Raw genomic sequence first — 16,195 nt, forward strand, 5'->3', positions numbered from 1 at the left:
CGAGGCGGGGGCACGACAGCGCCATGGCACAGGGCACGGTCCAGGTGACGCACACCGGCACATCGCGGTGGCGGCGCCGCACGGGCGAATACGCCTCCCTCACCGCGGCGCTCGAAGCGGCGGCGGACGGTGATGTGCTCACCGTCGCGCCCGGCACCTACCGGGAGAACCTGGTCATCGCCCGCGCGGTCACGCTGCGCGGCCCCGAGGGCTCCGTCGGCTCCGTGCGCATCGCCCCCGCCGACGGGGTGCCGCTGACGCTGCGCGCCTCCGCCGTCGTCCAGGACCTCCATGTGGAGGGGCAGGACTCGGCAGCCCCGGCGGTGCTGGTCGAGGACGGCGCACCGGAGATAGCGGACGTACGGATCGTGACCCGCTCGGCGGCCGGTGTCGAGGTGCGCGGCGCGGCCCGGCCCACCGTGCGCCGGTGCACCGTCGACAATCCGGCCGGCGTCGGCATCGCCGTGCTCGACGGCGCGGGCGGGGTGTTCGAGGAGTGCGAGATCGTCTCGGCCGGGCAGTCCGGGGTCGCCGTGCGCGACGGCGGGCATCCCCGGCTCGAACGCTGCCGGGTGCACCACGCGTCGGGCGCGGGCCTGTCGGTCACCGGCGAGGGCAGCGGCCTGGAGGCACTGGGCTGCGAGGTGTACGAGATCAAGGGCGCCGGAATCCAGGTGACCGCCCGTGCCTCCGCCCATCTCACCGACTGCACGGTGCACCGCACCTCGGCGGACGGTGTCACGCTGGACACCGACGCGGTGCTCACCCTCGCCGACTGCGACATCCACGACATCCCGGAGAACGCGGTGGATCTGCGTTCGCGGGCGGTGCTGACGCTGACCCGTTCGACGGTGCGCCGCTTCGGCCGCAACGGGCTCTCGGTGTGGGACCCGGGCACCCGGGTGGACGCCAACCAGTGCGAGATCCACGACAGCACGGGCGACTACCCGGCGGTCTGGGTCAGCGACGGGGCGACGGTGATACTGGATTCCTGCCGGGTCCACGACGTGCCGGACGCCCTGTTCGTCCTGGACCGGGGCTCCCGGGCCGATGTGGTGGACAGCGATCTCTCCCAGGTCCGCAACACCGCGGTCTCGGTCAGCGACGGGGCGACCGCGCAGCTGGACGACTGCCGCATCCGGGAGGCGTCGACCGGCGCCTGGTTCCGGGACCACGGCAGCGGGGGCACGCTGAACAACTGCACCGTCGACGCCGCGCAGACGGGCGTGATCGTCACCAAGGGCGCCGACCCGGTGATCGAGCGGTGCACGGTGACCTCGCCCGCCGAGGCCGGGTTCTATGTGTCCGCCGAGGGCCGGGGGACGTTCAACGGCTGCCGGGTCACGGGCAGCGAGGGCTACGGCTTCCATGTGATGGAGGGCTGCCGGACGACGCTCACCCGGTGCCGCACCGAGCGGTGCGCGCGCGGCGGTTACGAGTTCCCGGAGGGCACCGGCGCCGGGAGCGGTACGGGAAGCGGGCCGGTCGTGGAGGACTGCACGAGCGACGAGAGCGGGCTGCGCACCGCCACTCCCCCGCCGGCCCCGGTCCTGACGGCCACCCAGACCTCGCCCGGGCTGCTCGGTTCGGTCCCCGCGCCGCGCCCCGTGGAGCCGGAGCCGCCCGCCGAGCCCGCGCGCACCTCCGGGGAGGTGCTGGGCGAGCTCGACGCGCTGGTCGGCCTGGACAGCGTCAAGCGGGAGGTGCGGGCGCTCACGGACATGATCGAGGTGGGGCGCAGGCGCCGGGCGGCGGGCCTCAAGGCCGCTTCGGTCCGCCGCCATCTCGTCTTCACCGGCTCCCCGGGCACCGGCAAGACGACGGTGGCCCGGCTGTACGGGGAGATCCTGGCCGCGCTCGGGGTGCTGGAACGGGGTCATCTGGTCGAGGTGTCCCGGGTCGACCTGGTCGGTGAGCACATCGGCTCGACCGCGATCCGTACGCAGGAGGCGTTCGACCGGGCGCGCGGCGGGGTGCTGTTCGTGGACGAGGCGTACGCGCTGTCGCCCGAGGACTCCGGGCGGGACTTCGGCCGGGAGGCGATCGACACGCTGGTGAAGCTGATGGAGGACCACCGGGACGCGGTGGTGGTCATCGTCGCCGGGTACACGCAGGAGATGGAGCGGTTCCTGACCGTCAACCCCGGGGTCGCGTCCCGGTTCTCGCGGACCATCACCTTCAGCGACTACGAGCCGGCCGAGCTGCTGCGGATCGTGGAGCAGCAGTCGCGGGAGCACGAGTACAGCCTGGCGTCGGGCACCGGTGAGGCGCTGCTGAAATACTTCACGGAGCTGCCCAAGGGGCCCGCCTTCGGCAATGGGCGCACCGCTCGCCAGACCTTCGAGTCGATGGTCGAGCGGCACGCCGGCCGGGTCGCCCAGCTCGCCGATCCGAGCACGGACGACCTCACCCTGCTGTATCCGGAGGACCTCCCGGAACTGCCCTGACGTCCTCGCCGACGGGCTCCGCCTGCTGGGGCAGGACGGGGTCGAGCCGTTCCAGGAGGGCGGCGCGCTCCTCCGCGAAGACGGGGTCGGCCTGGTAGTCGGAGTGGCCGAGCACCGGCTCGGGCAGCGGGTGTTCGGGCGTCCGTCCGTAGAACAGCGGGTCCTTGAGCGGGCCCCGGTCGACCTCGGGACCGGATTCCTCACCGAGCCGGATCGCGCCGCCGATGGGGTCGGTGGCCCGCCACAGATTGCGCCAACAGTGCACGGAGCGGTGCAGCCCGTGCAGCTGCCCGGCCCCGAAGTAGGCCGGGAACCAGCGGGCGTAGAGCCGTTCGATCGGCGATCCATAGGTGAGCAGGGCGACCCGGGAGCGGGTGCGGGCGGGCAGCTGCCAGACCGCGGAGGCCGCGAGGACGCTGCCCTGGGAGTGGCCGGAGATGACGAGCCGGCCCCGGGTGCGGCCGGTCCAGCCGGACATCCGGGAGGTCAGGTCGGGCACGGCGCGCTCCGCGTAGCAGGGCGGGGCGAAGGGGTGGGCGGCGCGCGGCCAGAACGTACCGACGTCCCAGAGGATGCCGATCGTGCGCCGGGCGGACGCGTCCCGGTAGGCGCGCCTGCCGCAGGCGACGAAGACGAGGAAGCCGAAGCCGATCAGCCAGGAGCCGGTGGACTGCGCCGCCTCGGCCACCGATTCGAGGAACGGGCCGCTGTCGTCGAGCGCGAGTCCGGGGACCTCGCCGGTGGCCCAGGACCCGGCGACCGCCCCCGCGCCCAGGAACAGGGTGGCGCCGGAGACGATCCCCACCATGCGGGGCGCCGAGTCGGTGAGCGCGGCCGTGGCCCGGATGCGGGCGATCCGCTTGGTCCGCGACGGATCGGGGAAGCGTTCGCCGTACTCCGCGTCGACCACGGGTTCCAGCCGCCGGGCCGCCAGCCAGGTCCGCAGGCCGAGGACGGCGCCCGGGACCAGGAGCAGCGCGAGGAGGACGGGGATGACCGAAGCCTGCCAGCTGAGCAGCACCGGGGGTCCCGCTATCAGCGCGCTACGCCCCATGCCGGGGCTGCCGGGTCCGTCGAGCCAGTCGGCGACGCGCTGGGCGACGCCGCCGGTCATCACGCCGCCGAGGGCGCACGCGAGCATCGCGACGACCGGTCCGCCGAGGCCGCGCAGGACGGTGCGCGGCTCCGGGCAGCGCCGGTACAGAGAGAGGGAGATCGCCGCGAGGAGGACCACCAGGATGCCCTCGGCGACGCTGACCGCCCGGAACAGCGTGGTGTCGCCGGGGAGCCTTCCGGAGGAGGTCCAGCCGGGGCGCGACCAGGCGGCGTGGACGGCGGCGAGGACGAGGAGGGCCAGCGTGGCGCCGGGCAGCCAGGTGATGACGGCCCGGTCGAGCCGGTTGTCGAGGCGCCGTTCGCTGCGGCCCCGGCGGCAGACCACCCAGAGCACGACGAGGAGCCCGAGGGCGAGGGCCGCTTCGATGAGCCGGCCCAGGAGCGGGGCGACCGGTCCGGTGCCGGCGCGGTCGTGGCGGGCAGCGGCCTCGGTGACGGCGGCGGCGACGGTGAGGAAGCCGGCCGCGGTGTGGGCGGCGCGCAGCCGGGCGACGAGGCGGCGCCCGTACCAGAATCCGGGCCGTCCCAGGGCCTGCCCGGGCGCGGGGCGGACGGGTTCGGCGGCGGGGGCGCGGCCGTCCCCGTCGTCGTCCGGGACCGCCTCGGTCAGCGGGCGCTGGGACTCGTAGGCGCTCCAGGTGCGGTTGGACAGGAACCAGAGCAGTCCGACCAGCGCGGCCGGGACCAGTGCGGCCAGGGCCAGGCGGCGGCCGGGCTGGGACCACCAGCCGCCCTGCTCGGCGGAGAGGAAGCCGAGCCAGGTGCGCTTGTCGGAGCACGCGGCGACGCCCGCGCACTGCCAGGCGGTGAGGTCGAGGGCGACCTCGCAGGCGGCGGCGGTCAGCAGCACGGTGAGGCTGAGCGCGATCAGCCGCACGAGGACGCCGTACAGCCGGATCGCGCGGGGGCGGCGCCGGGCGGTGGGGCGCATCCAGTGGGCGAGGTTGATCACCATGAAGGGGAGCAGCAGCAGCCACAGCGCGCGGGAGCCGTTGCCGGAGGTGAGGTTGGACCAGCAGTACGCCTCGGCGATGGGTTTCTCGCGGTACCGCTCGGGGTGCTGTTCGGCGTCGACGTCGGCGGAGCGCCGGTAGATGGCGGCGGTGGCGTCGCCGGTGACCCGGACCGTGCGCGGGTCGCTCAGCATGTCCTGGGGGGTGGTCCCGCCCACCCCGTGGACCAGTAATTCCAGCGCGGGGCCGTGGCTGCGCGGGGCAGGGGTGGGAGGGGGCACGTGCGTCTCGCTCTCGCAGGGGGGAAGGCGGCTGATGGCCGGTCACCGTTACTGACGAATCTCCCCCGGGCGGGGGTCCGCGACACCGGGCGTGGCAGGATGACTCCGTCGATACGGACTCCGGTACGGCCAGAGGGAAGGGCGAGGCCCGGCGTTGAGCGAGAATCAGAACCTGCTCGCGGAGCAGCGGCGCGCGCTGATCCTTGACGAGGTGCGCCGGCGCGGCGGGGTGCGGGTCAACGAGCTGACCCGGAAGCTGAACGTCTCGGACATGACCGTCCGCCGGGATCTGGACGCGCTGGCCCGGCAGGGCGTGATCGAGAAGGTGCACGGCGGTGCCGTGCCGGTGGTCGAGGCGAGCACGCACGAGCCCGGTTTCGAGGCGAAGTCGACGCTGGAGCTGACCGCCAAGGAGGACATCGCCCGGGCCGCCGCCGCGATGGCGGTGCCCGGCAGTGCGATCGCCCTGTCCGGGGGCACCACGACGTATGCGCTGGCCCAGCATCTGCTGGAGGTGCCGGACCTGACGGTCGTGACGAATTCGGTGCGGGTCGCGGACGTGTTCCACGCGGCGCAGCGGCCCGGCGCTCCGGGCGGCCGGCCGGGTGCGGCGACGGTCGTCCTCACCGGCGGGGTGCGTACGCCCTCCGATTCGCTGGTCGGCCCGGTCGCGGACCGGGCGATCGCGGCGCTGCACTTCGATGTGCTGTTCCTCGGGGTCCACGGGATCTCGGTGGAGGCGGGGCTGTCCACGCCGAATCTGGCGGAGGCGGAGACCAACCGCCGGTTCGTGCGGTCGGCGCGCCGGGTGGTGGTGGTCGCCGACCACACCAAGTGGGGCACGGTCGGTCTCAGCTCGTTCGCCTCGCTGGACGAGGTGAGCACGTTCGTCACGGACGCGGGGCTGCCGGCGGAAGCCCGGGCTCGGATCGAGGAGCATCTGCCGGGGCTGCTGGTGGCGGGCGACGCCGGTCCGGCCGAGAGCTGAGCATTCCGCTCCTCTCGCGGCAGGGCCTCCACGCCCTAGGGCGTGTCCGCAAAGTCCCGTCTGGCCCGCGACGCCTGGCACGCACTCTCGCCGCACCGGCCGAAATCCCAAGTACATCCAGTACGAGGGATTGCGGCCGGCACGCCGAGAGCACGCACCAGACGCCGCGGGCCACGCCCTTCGGGCGTACGACGGGACTTTGCGGACACGCCCTAGGATCTCGGTGTGGCCGTGTTCCGGATCGAGCGTTTCACCTCCTTGCCCGCAGCCGAGTCCTGGCGCCGGGTGACGGACTGGGAGCGGCATGCCGCGCAGGTGCCGTTGACCGTGATCACGGTGCCGACGGGGCTGCCGACCCGGGTCGGGACGGTGTTCGTGGCGCGCACCGGGGTGGGTCCGCTGGCGTTCGACGATCCGATGGAAGTGGTCCGCTGGTCGCCGCCGGCCGGGAGCCGGGCGGGGATGTGCCGGCTGGAGAAGCGCGGCCGGGTGGTGCGGGGCCGCGCGTCGATCGATGTGTATCCGAACCGGGCGGGCTCCCATGTGGTGTGGGTCGAGGAGCTGAGCGTACGGTTGCTGCCGCGCTGGGCGGACCCGGTGCTGGCCGGGGCCGGGAAGCGGGTGTTCGGGCGGGTGCTCGACGCCATGCTGGACCTCCCGGCAGGCCGCTACGGCTGAGGTGTCACGCCTCCGGCCAGTCGCCGGTGGCCAGGAACCGGTCGATGGTCCGGGTGTACGGGGTGATGTCGAGGCCCTGCGCGGTCAGCCAGGTGTCGGAGTAGTACTTGTCGAGGTAGCGGTCGCCTGGGTCGCAGATCAGGGTGACGACGCTGCCCCGCTCGCCCCGGGCGACCATCTCGGCGATCAGTTTGAAGGCGCTCCACAGGCCGGTTCCGGTGGAGCCGCCCGCCTTGCGCCCGATGGCGCGTTCCAGGGCGCGCACGGCGGCGACGCTCGCCGCGTCCGGGACCTTCATCATGCGGTCGATGGCGCCGGGGACGAAGCTGGGCTCCATCCGGGGCCGGCCGATGCCCTCGATGCGGGAGCCGCAGTCGCTGGTGGCGTGCGGGTCGTGGTGGGTCCAGCCGTCGAAGAAGCAGGAGTTCTCCGGGTCGGGCACGCAGATCCGGGTGTCGTGCTGCATGTAGTGCACGTAGCGCGCGATGGTCGCGGAGGTGCCGCCGGTGCCGGCGGTGGCGACGATCCAGGTGGGCTCGGGATAGCGTTCGAGCCGCAGTTGCTGGTAGACCGACTCCGCGATGTTGTTGTTGCCCCGCCAGTCGGTGGCCCGCTCGGCGTAGGTGAACTGGTCCATGTAGTGGCCGCCGGTCTCGGTGGCGAGCCGCGCCGATTCCTCGTACATCCGGCGCGAGTCGTCCACGAAGTGGCAGCGCCCGCCGTGGAATTCGATGAGCCGGCACTTCTCCGGGCTGGTGGTGCGGGGCATCACGGCGATGAACGGAACACCGATCAGTTTGGCGAAGTACGCCTCCGAGACGGCGGTCGAGCCGCTGGACGCCTCGATGACCGGTTTGCCCGGCCTGATCCAGCCGTTGCAGAGCCCGTAGAGGAAGAGCGAACGCGCGAGCCGGTGTTTCAGGCTGCCGGTGGGGTGGGTCGACTCGTCCTTGAGGTAGAGGTCGATGCCCCAGCTCTCCGGCAGCGGGAAGAGCAGCAGATGGGTGTCGGCAGAGCGGTTGGCGTCGGCCTGGACCTTGCGGACGGCCTCCTTGAGCCAGGCTCGGTAGGCCGGGTCGGAGCGGTCGATATCGACGGTCGGCGCGGCTGCGCCGCCGTGCCCGTGCTCGGTGCTGTCCATCTGCGCGCGTCTCCTCGTACGACCGGTCTCGGCGGGGCCCACGATATGCCCCCCACCTGCACAAACGTTGACTTTGATGGTCCATAGCAGTGCCTTGGTGTCGCGGCCGGGCCACCGTGCCCCCGCACGGCCCGAATGCGCCGTTTACGTACCGTCCCGCTCTGGTGCACACGCCCCGGGATGGGCACACTTCGTCTCAGAGGCATGATGAAGGGGGCGAAGGGGCCATGTCGGAAACGGAGTTCGGCGCGACGGGTGTGACGGAGTTCAGTGCGACCGGTGTGCGCATCGACCGGTGGGCGCGCTCGGTCACCAGGGCGGGACAGGTGACCGTGAAGGACGGGCGGGTGGCGCTCCTGACGAGTTACGGGCGGGAGATCGACAGCGCGCCGGTGGGCACGGTGAGCGCGGGCAGACCGTGGTTCGCGGGGGCGGACGCCACGGTGGCGCGGGTCAACGGGACGCGGTACCGGCTGACGATGCGGCGGCCGGACGGCAAACCCGGTGACACGGCGCCTTCACACCGGTTCCTGGAGGCGCTGTACAGCGCGGGCGGGCGCCGCTCCTGAGGCGGGTGGGGCGCGGGACACCGCGAGTTGCGGAGCCGTATGCCCTGAGCGACATTGGAGTCACGTCACTCATGGTGTACCGGCGGTGACACTTCGATCGAGGCCGCCGGCCCGGACTCAGCAGCGAGCCATGTGCTGAATCCGTTCCTTCGTCTTCTTCCGGACCTATTTCGGGGAGTCGCAGCCGTGATCAGCGAGCCAAGCAGGCACTGCACGGTGGAGCTCCAGGCCCTGCCGTCGCGGATCGGTCAGGTCCGCAGAATCATCTCGGCGCAACTGCGCTACTGGCATCTCGATTCTCTGATCGACCAGACAGCGCTGGGCGTCACCGAGCTCCTCACCAACGTCCACCGGCACGCGCAGCCGGACAAGTCATGCACCGTCGAGATCGAGTTGCTGCTCGAACGGCTCACGGTGTCCGTCCACGACCACGATCCACGGCTGCCGACCGTGCGCGAGGCCGACGACTCCAGTACGTCGGGGCGCGGGCTCGCACTGATCGCCGCGGTCAGCGAGAGCTGGGGGGTGCGCCCCCGGGGCGGCGCGGGGAAGGTCGTGTGGTTCACGCTTCACGCTCCGGCACCGCCCGCCCCGCCGTCGCGCATGGTGTACGGAGCGACGACCGACGGGCCGTTCGACCTGAGCGTGCTGAAGCATCTGGAGGGCTCACCGCCTTCGGCGTCGCGGTCGGCCGTGGTGGGCTGACCGGGGCCGGCACGACAGGAGCGGGGCATCCCCTTGGCGGGGTGCCCCGTTCACGTATGCGCGGCGGCCCCGTTTCTGTACCTACTAGTATGTACACTGTCCGCATGAGCACTCCGGACCGTCTGATCGAAGCCACCCGGGAGCTCCTGTGGGAGCGCGGTTACGTGGGCATGAGCCCCAAGGCCATCCAGCAGCACGCCCGGGTGGGCCAGGGCAGCATGTACCACCACTTCACCGGCAAACCGGATCTGGCCCTCACCGCCATCCGCCGCACGGCCGACGAGCTGCGGGACGCCGCGGACCTGGTGCTCGGCGCGCCCGGGTCGGCGTACGAGCGGATCTCGGCCTATCTGCTGCGCGAGCGCGATGTGCTGCGCGGCTGCCCGGTGGGGCGGCTGACCATGGACCCGGACATCATCGCGAGCGACGAGCTGCGGGAGCCGGTGGACGAAACCATCGGCTGGCTGCGCGACAGGCTCGCCGGCATCGTCCGCGAGGGCGTCGACCGGGGCGAGTTCGCCCCCGGCGTGGTGCCCGACGACATCGCCGCCTCGATCGTCGCGACGGTGCAGGGCGGCTATGTGCTGGCCCGCGCCTCGGGTTCGGCGGACGCCTTCGACGCGGGCGTACGTGGACTGCTCAGCCTGCTCGCCCCGCCCGCCTGACCCGTCGACCGCTTCAGGAGCAGCCGCACATGCGCATCACCAGGAACCGCCCCGGCACCGAGCCGGGTCCCTCCGCACACTTCAACGGCACGGTGTGGCTCGATGTGATCGCCACCCCCGGACCGCCCTCCCGGCTGCGGATGTTCAGCGTGCACTTCGCGCCGGGCGGCCACACCTCGTGGCACACCCACCCGCACGGCCAGGTCCTGCACGTCACCGAGGGCGAGGGCCTGGTGCAGCGCAGGGGCGGCCCGGTCGAGACGATCCGGGCCGGCGACACCGTATGGATCGAGCCGGACGAATGGCACTGGCACGGGGCGTCACCGCGCACGTTCATGACCCACCTCGCCGTGGTCGAGGCCGCCGAGGACGGCAGCACCATCCACTGGCACACCGACGCACACGTCGCCGGCTACCCGGCGTCCTGAGGAGCCCTTCGATGCATGCCATGCAGTACGAGATCACCCTGCCCGCCGATTACGACATGGGCGTCATCCGCCACCGGGTGGCGACCCGGGGTCATCTCCTGGACGACTTCCCGGGGCTCGGGCTCAAGGCGTATCTGATGCGGGAGCGGGGCGAGGACTCCCCGGTCAACCAGTACGCGCCGTTCTATCTGTGGACCCGGCCCGAGGGCATGAACTCCTTCCTCTGGGGCCCCGGATTCCAGGGCATAGTCCAGGACTTCGGCCGCCCCGTGGTGCAGCACTGGGCCGGGCTCGCTTACGAGGAGGGGCCCGCGTCGTCCGCACTCCCCCGGACGGCGACCCGCCACCGCTCGTCCGTACCGTCGTCGGTCTCCCCCGCGGACGCGGTGGAAGCGGCGCTGGAGGAGAACCGCCGGCTCGCGAAGACACCGGGCGCCGTCGCCTCGGCGCTGGCGGCCGATCCGCGGCACTGGGAGCTCCTGCACTTCACGCTCTGGGACCACGGGACCCCGGCCGCGCCCGGCGAGCGCTACCAGGTGCTCCACCTCAGCCGCCCCGAGCAGGACCGGATCACGCGGGGTCGCCAGTGGTAGCCGCCGTCCGTACCGTCCTCGGGGACATCGCCCCCGGGGAGCTGGGGGTCTGCGACGCACACGACCACCTCTTCCTACGCAGCCCGGTGCTGCCCGGCCAGGAGCTGGACGACCCGGAACCGGCGGCCGCCCGGCTGCGCGCCTTCCACGCGCTGGGCGGCCGGGCCGTGGTGCAGTGGACCCCGCACGGCATGGGACGCGAGGCCGGTGCGCTGGCCGCGCTGTCCCGGGCGACGGGCACGCATGTGGTCGCCGCGACGGGGCTGCACCAGGCGGCGCACTACCCGCCGGAACTGCTGGACCGGATCAGGGACGACCTCGCCGCGCTGTTCGTCGCCGAGGTGACCGAGGGCATCGGCGACACCGGGGTGCGGGCGGGCCTGATCAAGGTGGCCGGCGCCTTCCACACACTCGACGCGCACGCCCGGCTCACCATGACCGCGGCGGCCGGGGCGCATCACCGCACGGGTGCGCCGATCGCCGTCCACCTGGAGCTGGGCACGGCCGCGCTCGACGTCCTGGAGCTGCTGTGCGGGGAGTTGGGCGTGCCGCCGCACCGGGTGGTCCTCGGCCACCTCGGCCGCTCCCCGGACGGGGCGGTGCAGCGGGAGGCGGCTCGGGCAGGCGCCTTCCTGGCGTTCGACGGGCCGTCGCGGGCCAACCACGCGACGGACTGGCGGCTTCCGGAGGAGCTGGCGGAGCTGGCCGGGGCGGGGTTCACCGGGCAGTTGATGCTGGGCGGTGACACGACGGTCCCGGAGACCCCCGGCATGCCGTACCTGCTGCGCCGGCTGCGGCCCCGGCTTGAGGAGGTACTGGGGGCCGAGGCGATGGAGACGGTGCTGGTGGCGAACCCGGCACGGGCGTTCGCGTTCGAGGCGCCGGTGGAGAGCGGGTCCGCGCGGGGCGGGCCCTCGCCGGACGGGCCCCCGGGCGCCTGACCGCGCCGGGAGCCCTCAGGCCAGCGCCCCCAGCGGGTCGTCCAGGACCGGCTGCCAGGCCAGTTCCGCCGCACCGACCAGGCTGTTGTGGTCGAGGGTGCACGGCAGGATCGGGACGCTTCCGCTGCGGCCCCACAGGCTGCGGTCGGTCACCACCGCCCGCAGCCGCTCGGGGTCGGCGTCGAGCAGGGCGCGGTGCAGTCCGCCGAGGACGATGCGGTCCGGATTGAGGATGTTGACGAGACCGGCGAGCCCCAGGCCGAGCCGGTCGATCAGCTCCTCGGCGGCGGTACGCACGGCCGGGTCCCCGTACTCGTTGCGCAGCAGGTCCCCGGACTGCTTGAGCAGCGACTCCTCGGGGCCCGGGGCGCGCCCGGCGGCGGTGAGGAAGGCGAGCGGGTCGGTCTCGACGTCCAGGCAGCCGCGCCCGCCGCAGTGGCAGGGGCGGCCCTCGGGGTTGACGGTGAGGTGGCCGACCTCCAGGGCGAGGCCCGAACTCCCGGTGTGCAGGCGGCCGTCGAGGACGAGCGCGCCGCCGACGCCCCGGTGTCCGGTGGCGACGCACAGCAGGTGCTGGGCCTCGCGCCCGGCGCCGTGCCGGTGTTCGGCGAGCGCGGCGAGGTTGACGTCGTTGCCGGTGAACGCCGGTCCCCCGATGCCCGCTTCGCGTACACAGGTGGCGAAGATCTCACGGACCGGGGCGCCGGCGGGCCAGGCGATGTGGAGCGGGTTGAGGGCGGTGCCCTCCGGCTCTGCGACCGCCGACGGCACGGCGAGCCCGGCGCCGACGCACCGCAGTCCGCTGTCCCGGAGCAGCCGTGCGCAGTGGTCCACGACCTCTCCGATGACCTGGGCCGGGTCGGCGGTGATGGTGACGCAGCCGGGTGCGGTCGCGACGAGCCGGCCGCCGAGCCCGACGAGCGCGGCGCGGAAGCCGTCCGCGTGCACCTGGGCGGCGACGGCGACCGGGCCGGATTCCCGTACGGCCAGCCGGTGCGAGGGCCGGCCCTGCGAGCCCGCCGCCGAACCGGGGCTGGAGTCGACCCGGATGAGGCCGAGGGCCTCCAGCTCGGCGGCGACCGCGCCGGCCGTGGCGCGGGTGACCCCCAGCTCGGAGGTGAGGACGGCGCGCGTGGGCGCGCGTCCGGTGTGGACCAGTTCCAGGGCGGGTCCGAGCGCGCTGCGGCCCCTCTCCAACTTCGTCCGGGTGGTGGTCGCCTTGCCGTTCATGGGGGCGAGTCTCCCATGATCCGGAGGTGCCCCTGACGCCGTGGTGGCCGACATCCCTCGTACTGGATGTACTTGGGATGTCGGCCGGTGCGGCGAGAGTGCGTGCCAGGCGTCGCGGGCCAGACGGGACTTTGCGGACACGCCCTAGCGCTTCGGGCCGGGCGGGACATCCGTCTTGCACCGGCCGCCGGGCCACCCCTATGCTGAGTTTGTGCCGCAACTAAACAAACTGCGGACGGCACTCCCGGGGGACATCGGCGGCAACACCGCCGCGCTCGCCTCGGCCCGTCTCCGTACCGCGCTGACCGTGTTCTTCGCCCTCGACGGCTTCCTCTTCGCCGGCTGGGTGGTCCGTATCCCGGCCATCAAGCACCAGACCGGTGCCTCGGCCGCCACCCTCGGCCTCGCGCTCCTCGGCGTCTCCGCCGGTGCCGTGATCACCATGACGCTGACCGGCCGGCTCTGCCGCCGCTTCGGCAGCCACGCGGTGACCGTGGCCTGCGGTGTTCTCCTCTCGCTCAGCATCGCGCTGCCCGCGCAGACGCACTCGGCCCTCTCGCTGGGGCTCGTGCTGCTGGTCTTCGGTGCCGCGTACGGCGGGATGAACGTGGCGATGAACAGCGCGGCGGTGGATCTGGTCGCCGCCCTGCGCCGGCCCGTGATGCCCAGCTTCCACGCCGCGTTCAGCCTCGGCGGGATGCTCGGCGCGGGGCTCGGCGGGCTCGTCGCGGCCGGCCTCTCGCCCGCCGTGCACCTCTCCCTCCTGACCGGAATCGGACTGCTCGTCACCGCGCTCGCCGGCCCGGTCCTGCTGCGGCACCCGGCGCCCGTGGTCCCGGAGCGGGCGGACACCGCGCCCGCCGGCCGGTCCGGGCAGCGGCTGTCCGGGCGGGCGCGCAAGGTGGTGCTGCTGTTCGGCCTGATCGCGCTCTGCACCGCGTACGGGGAAGGCGCGCTGGCCGACTGGGGCGCCCTGCACCTGGAACAGGACCTGCACGCCCGGCCCGGGATCGCCGCCGCCGGATACTCGCTGTTCGCCCTGGCCATGACGGCGGGCCGGCTCAGCGGCACCGCCCTCCTCGAACGCCTCGGGCAGACCCGCACTCTGGTGGCGGGCGGGGCCACGGCGGCCGCCGGGATGCTCCTGGGCTCGCTCGCCCCGACCGCCTGGCTGGCCCTGCTCGGCTTCGCGGTCACCGGGATCGGCCTCGCCAACATCTTCCCGGTGGCGGTCGGCCGGGCCGGCGAGCTGGCCGGACCCGGCGGGGTCGCGGCGGCCTCGACGCTCGGTTACGGCGGGATGCTGCTCGGGCCGCCCGCGATCGGTTTCCTGGCCGACTGGTTCTCGCTGCCGGTGGCCCTGACCACGGTGGCGGTGCTGGCGGGTGCGGCGGCGGCCCTGGGCTACGGGGCCCGCAAGGCGGCCCACACCTGACCGAATGAGTAGCGGTACTCAGGCAGGAACGATTCCCCGCACGCACGATGGAGGAACAGCCATCCAAGGGGGATCCCGCCATGAACAAGCCGGCCATCGACCAGCGGACGGTCCGCGCGCTCGCACGGCTCACCTTCGGGAACGCCGCGTCCCTGGTCTATCTGGGCGCGGTCGCCGCGGCCGCCGTGTTCGTCACCGTGGACACCCTGCTGGTCTCGCACGAGGACGCCTCGTTCGCCGGTGTCTGGCTGTTCCTGCTGGCGGCGCCGACCGTGTTCCTGTTCCTGCTCGGCGGCTCGCTGGCGGGGGCGGAGTCCTTCGGCCCGGCCTGGTTCATGTACCTGGCGCTGACGGTGTCCGTGCTGGTGCAGTCGCTGGCGCTGGGCTGGTTCGTCCGGCTGGTACGCGGCGGCGCTCCCCGGAGCCGTACGGTCCGGGCCCGGGAAGCCTGACCGGGAAGCCTGACCGGGCCGCCCTCCGGGGCCCGCCCGGCTGGCACAATCCGTCCATGAAGATCACGGAACACATTGCGGTCCTGGCCGCCGAGGGGCGCCTGCTGGCGGACGCGGCCGGCGAGGCGGGCTCCGGGACCCCCGTACCGACCTGCCCCGGCTGGCGGGTGCGTGACCTGCTCCGGCACACCGCGATGGTGCACGCCTGGGCCGCCGCCTTCGTCCGCGAGGGCCACACCTCGTACGTCCCGGACGGCGGTGAACCGGAGCTGGACGGACCGGAGTTGGTGGCACACTTCCGCGAGGGACACCGGCGCCTGGTGGAGACGCTGGAGAACGCGCCGCAGGACGTGGCGTGCTGGTCGTTCCTGCCCGCGCCCTCGCCGCTCGCCTTCTGGGCCCGCCGCCAGGCCCATGAGACGACGATCCACCGGGTGGACGCCGAGTCCGCGCGGGGCGGCGAGCTCTCCCCCGTCGCGCCCGCCCATGCGCTGGACGGCATCGACGAACTGCTGCGGGGGATGCACTCCCGCCCGAAGAGCCGGGTGCGCACCGAGGCCCCGCGCACGCTGCGGATCCGGGCGACGGACACGGACGCCGTGTGGACCGTACGACTGTCCGCCGAGCCGCCGGTGGCGGTGCGCGAGGAGGCGCCGGACCCGTCGTCCACCGTGGACTGCGAGCTGAGCGGCCCGGCCCGGGCGCTCTACCTCGCCCTGTGGAACCGCCTCCCGCTCACGGCCCTCACGGTGACGGGCGACGAGGAGCCGGCCCGGCTGTGGCGCGACAACTCCTCGATCACCTGGTCGTGACCCGGTAGCCGGGCTCAGCCGCGCCGGCCCAGGAGGCCCACGGTGCGGGCCAGTTCCGTGACGGCCTGCCGGAAGAAGATCTCGCGCGCCTCCACCACCCGGTTGAACTGGCCGAACACCTCGAAGGAGATCAGCCCGAACAGCTGGGACCAGGCCGCGACCAGCGGGGCGGCCACCGCCGGAGCCAGCCCGGGGGCCACATCGGCGGCGAGCCGTTCGGCCTCCGGGCGCAGCTCGTCCGGGAGGGGCGGAAGCGCCAGGCCCTCGTCGCGGCGGGCCTCCTCCACGATGGCGATGAGCACCATGCCGACCCGTGCGGCGGGGCCCACGGTGTCCTGCGGCGCCGAATAGCCGGGCACGGGCGAGCCGTAGATGAGCGCGTACTCGTGCGGATGGGCCAGCGCCCAGTCGCGTACGGCGCAGGCGACCGCGACCCAGCGGGCGAGACCGGTGACGGGGGCGGCGGGTGCCGCGGCGGCGGCGCGATGGGCGCGCTCGGCGGCCTCGCCGACCGCGTCGTAGGCGTCGACGATGAGCGCGGTCAGCAGGTCGTCCCGGCTGGGGAAGTAGCGGTAGAGGGCCGAGGAGACCATGCCCAGCTCGCGCGCGACGGCACGCAGCGACAGCTTCGCGGCGCCCTCGGCGGCGAGCTGTTTCCTCGCCTCGTCCTTGATGGCGGCGGTGACCTCGATACGGGCCCGTTCCCTGGCTCCCCGGATGGTGCTCATGGGGCTCAGTCTGCCATGCGTGCAGAGCAGCGA

Annotated in this window: 15 protein-coding genes and 1 pseudogene; 12 read left to right on the forward strand and 4 right to left on the reverse strand. The window is 73.4% G+C overall.

The features are described 5' to 3' along the window. The first annotated feature begins 23 nt into the window (after window positions 1-23). Complete coding sequence (locus tag OG338_RS01410) at window positions 24-2,447, forward strand: right-handed parallel beta-helix repeat-containing protein (RefSeq protein WP_405935567.1); 2,424 nt, start codon at window positions 24-26, stop codon at window positions 2,445-2,447. Here OG338_RS01410 and OG338_RS01415 read toward each other — a convergent pair. After that, window positions 2,420-4,710 (reverse strand): annotated as a pseudogene (locus tag OG338_RS01415) (hypothetical protein); the annotation flags it as partial. The gene OG338_RS01410 and the pseudogene OG338_RS01415 overlap by 28 nt on opposite strands. 241 nt (window positions 4,711-4,951) lie before the next feature. Here OG338_RS01415 and OG338_RS01420 point away from each other — a divergent pair. Continuing rightward, the gene (locus OG338_RS01420; protein WP_405935568.1) at window positions 4,952-5,785 is read left to right on the forward strand and encodes a DeoR/GlpR family DNA-binding transcription regulator; all 834 of its coding nucleotides are present in this window, start codon (window positions 4,952-4,954) and stop codon (window positions 5,783-5,785) included. A 225-nt stretch (window positions 5,786-6,010) separates the two neighbouring features. After that, window positions 6,011-6,463 carry an SRPBCC family protein gene (locus OG338_RS01425; protein WP_405935569.1) on the forward strand — a complete coding sequence of 151 codons (453 nt, stop codon included), beginning with the start codon at window positions 6,011-6,013 and terminating at the stop codon, window positions 6,461-6,463. A 4-nt stretch (window positions 6,464-6,467) separates the two neighbouring features. Here OG338_RS01425 and OG338_RS01430 read toward each other — a convergent pair whose 3' ends face one another. Further along, on the reverse strand, window positions 6,468-7,604 hold the full coding sequence (locus OG338_RS01430) for a PLP-dependent cysteine synthase family protein (protein ID WP_405935570.1): 1,137 nt from the start codon (window positions 7,602-7,604) through the stop codon (window positions 6,468-6,470). Window positions 7,605-7,831: 227 nt separating this feature from the next. On the opposite strand from OG338_RS01430, the gene OG338_RS01435 reads away from it, so the two are divergent. From OG338_RS01435 to OG338_RS01460, 6 genes are all read left to right on the forward strand, one after another. Continuing rightward, window positions 7,832-8,173: a hypothetical protein gene (locus tag OG338_RS01435; RefSeq protein ID WP_405935571.1), complete on the forward strand. Its 342-nt coding sequence runs from the start codon at window positions 7,832-7,834 to the stop codon at window positions 8,171-8,173. 186 nt (window positions 8,174-8,359) lie between these two features. Next, window positions 8,360-8,878 carry an ATP-binding protein gene (locus OG338_RS01440; RefSeq protein WP_405935572.1) on the forward strand — a complete coding sequence of 173 codons (519 nt, stop codon included), beginning with the start codon at window positions 8,360-8,362 and terminating at the stop codon, window positions 8,876-8,878. Window positions 8,879-8,982: 104 nt separating this feature from the next. After that, a complete protein-coding gene (locus OG338_RS01445) occupies window positions 8,983-9,543 on the forward strand; it encodes a TetR/AcrR family transcriptional regulator (RefSeq protein ID WP_405935573.1) in 561 nt (186 codons plus the stop codon). 29 nt (window positions 9,544-9,572) lie between these two features. Further along, complete coding sequence (locus tag OG338_RS01450; protein WP_405935574.1) at window positions 9,573-9,971, forward strand: cupin domain-containing protein; 399 nt, start codon at window positions 9,573-9,575, stop codon at window positions 9,969-9,971. 11 nt (window positions 9,972-9,982) lie between these two features. Next, window positions 9,983-10,564 carry a DUF4865 family protein gene (locus OG338_RS01455; RefSeq protein WP_405935575.1) on the forward strand — a complete coding sequence of 194 codons (582 nt, stop codon included), beginning with the start codon at window positions 9,983-9,985 and terminating at the stop codon, window positions 10,562-10,564. Then, entirely contained in the window at window positions 10,558-11,505 is a 948-nt protein-coding gene (locus tag OG338_RS01460) for a phosphotriesterase (RefSeq protein ID WP_405935576.1), read from the forward strand. Before OG338_RS01455 ends, OG338_RS01460 begins: the two co-directional genes overlap by 7 nt. Window positions 11,506-11,520: 15 nt before the next feature. On the opposite strand, the gene OG338_RS01465 is transcribed toward OG338_RS01460, so the two are convergent. Beyond that, on the reverse strand, window positions 11,521-12,735 hold the full coding sequence (locus OG338_RS01465; RefSeq protein WP_405935577.1) for an ROK family protein: 1,215 nt from the start codon (window positions 12,733-12,735) through the stop codon (window positions 11,521-11,523). A 211-nt stretch (window positions 12,736-12,946) separates the two neighbouring features. Between OG338_RS01465 and OG338_RS01470 the strand changes: the two genes are divergently transcribed. The 3 genes from OG338_RS01470 to OG338_RS01480 all read left to right on the forward strand — a co-directional run bounded on the left by OG338_RS01470 (window position 12,947) and on the right by OG338_RS01480 (window position 15,434). Further along, window positions 12,947-14,170 (forward strand): MFS transporter, encoded by a 1,224-nt coding sequence (locus tag OG338_RS01470; RefSeq protein ID WP_405935578.1) that lies wholly within the window; start codon window positions 12,947-12,949, stop codon window positions 14,168-14,170. A gap of 80 nt (window positions 14,171-14,250) precedes the next feature. Next, entirely contained in the window at window positions 14,251-14,622 is a 372-nt protein-coding gene (locus tag OG338_RS01475) for an SCO4225 family membrane protein (RefSeq protein WP_405935579.1), read from the forward strand. Window positions 14,623-14,678: 56 nt separating this feature from the next. Beyond that, the gene (locus OG338_RS01480; RefSeq protein WP_405935580.1) at window positions 14,679-15,434 is read left to right on the forward strand and encodes a maleylpyruvate isomerase family mycothiol-dependent enzyme; all 756 of its coding nucleotides are present in this window, start codon (window positions 14,679-14,681) and stop codon (window positions 15,432-15,434) included. 14 nt (window positions 15,435-15,448) lie between these two features. Here OG338_RS01480 and OG338_RS01485 read toward each other — a convergent pair whose 3' ends face one another. After that, window positions 15,449-16,162 carry a TetR/AcrR family transcriptional regulator gene (locus OG338_RS01485; protein ID WP_405935581.1) on the reverse strand — a complete coding sequence of 238 codons (714 nt, stop codon included), beginning with the start codon at window positions 16,160-16,162 and terminating at the stop codon, window positions 15,449-15,451. Window positions 16,163-16,195: the final 33 nt, after the last annotated feature.

Source organism: Streptomyces sp. NBC_00726, assembly GCF_045161735.1.
Classification (GTDB): Bacteria; Actinomycetota; Actinomycetes; order Streptomycetales; family Streptomycetaceae; genus Streptomyces.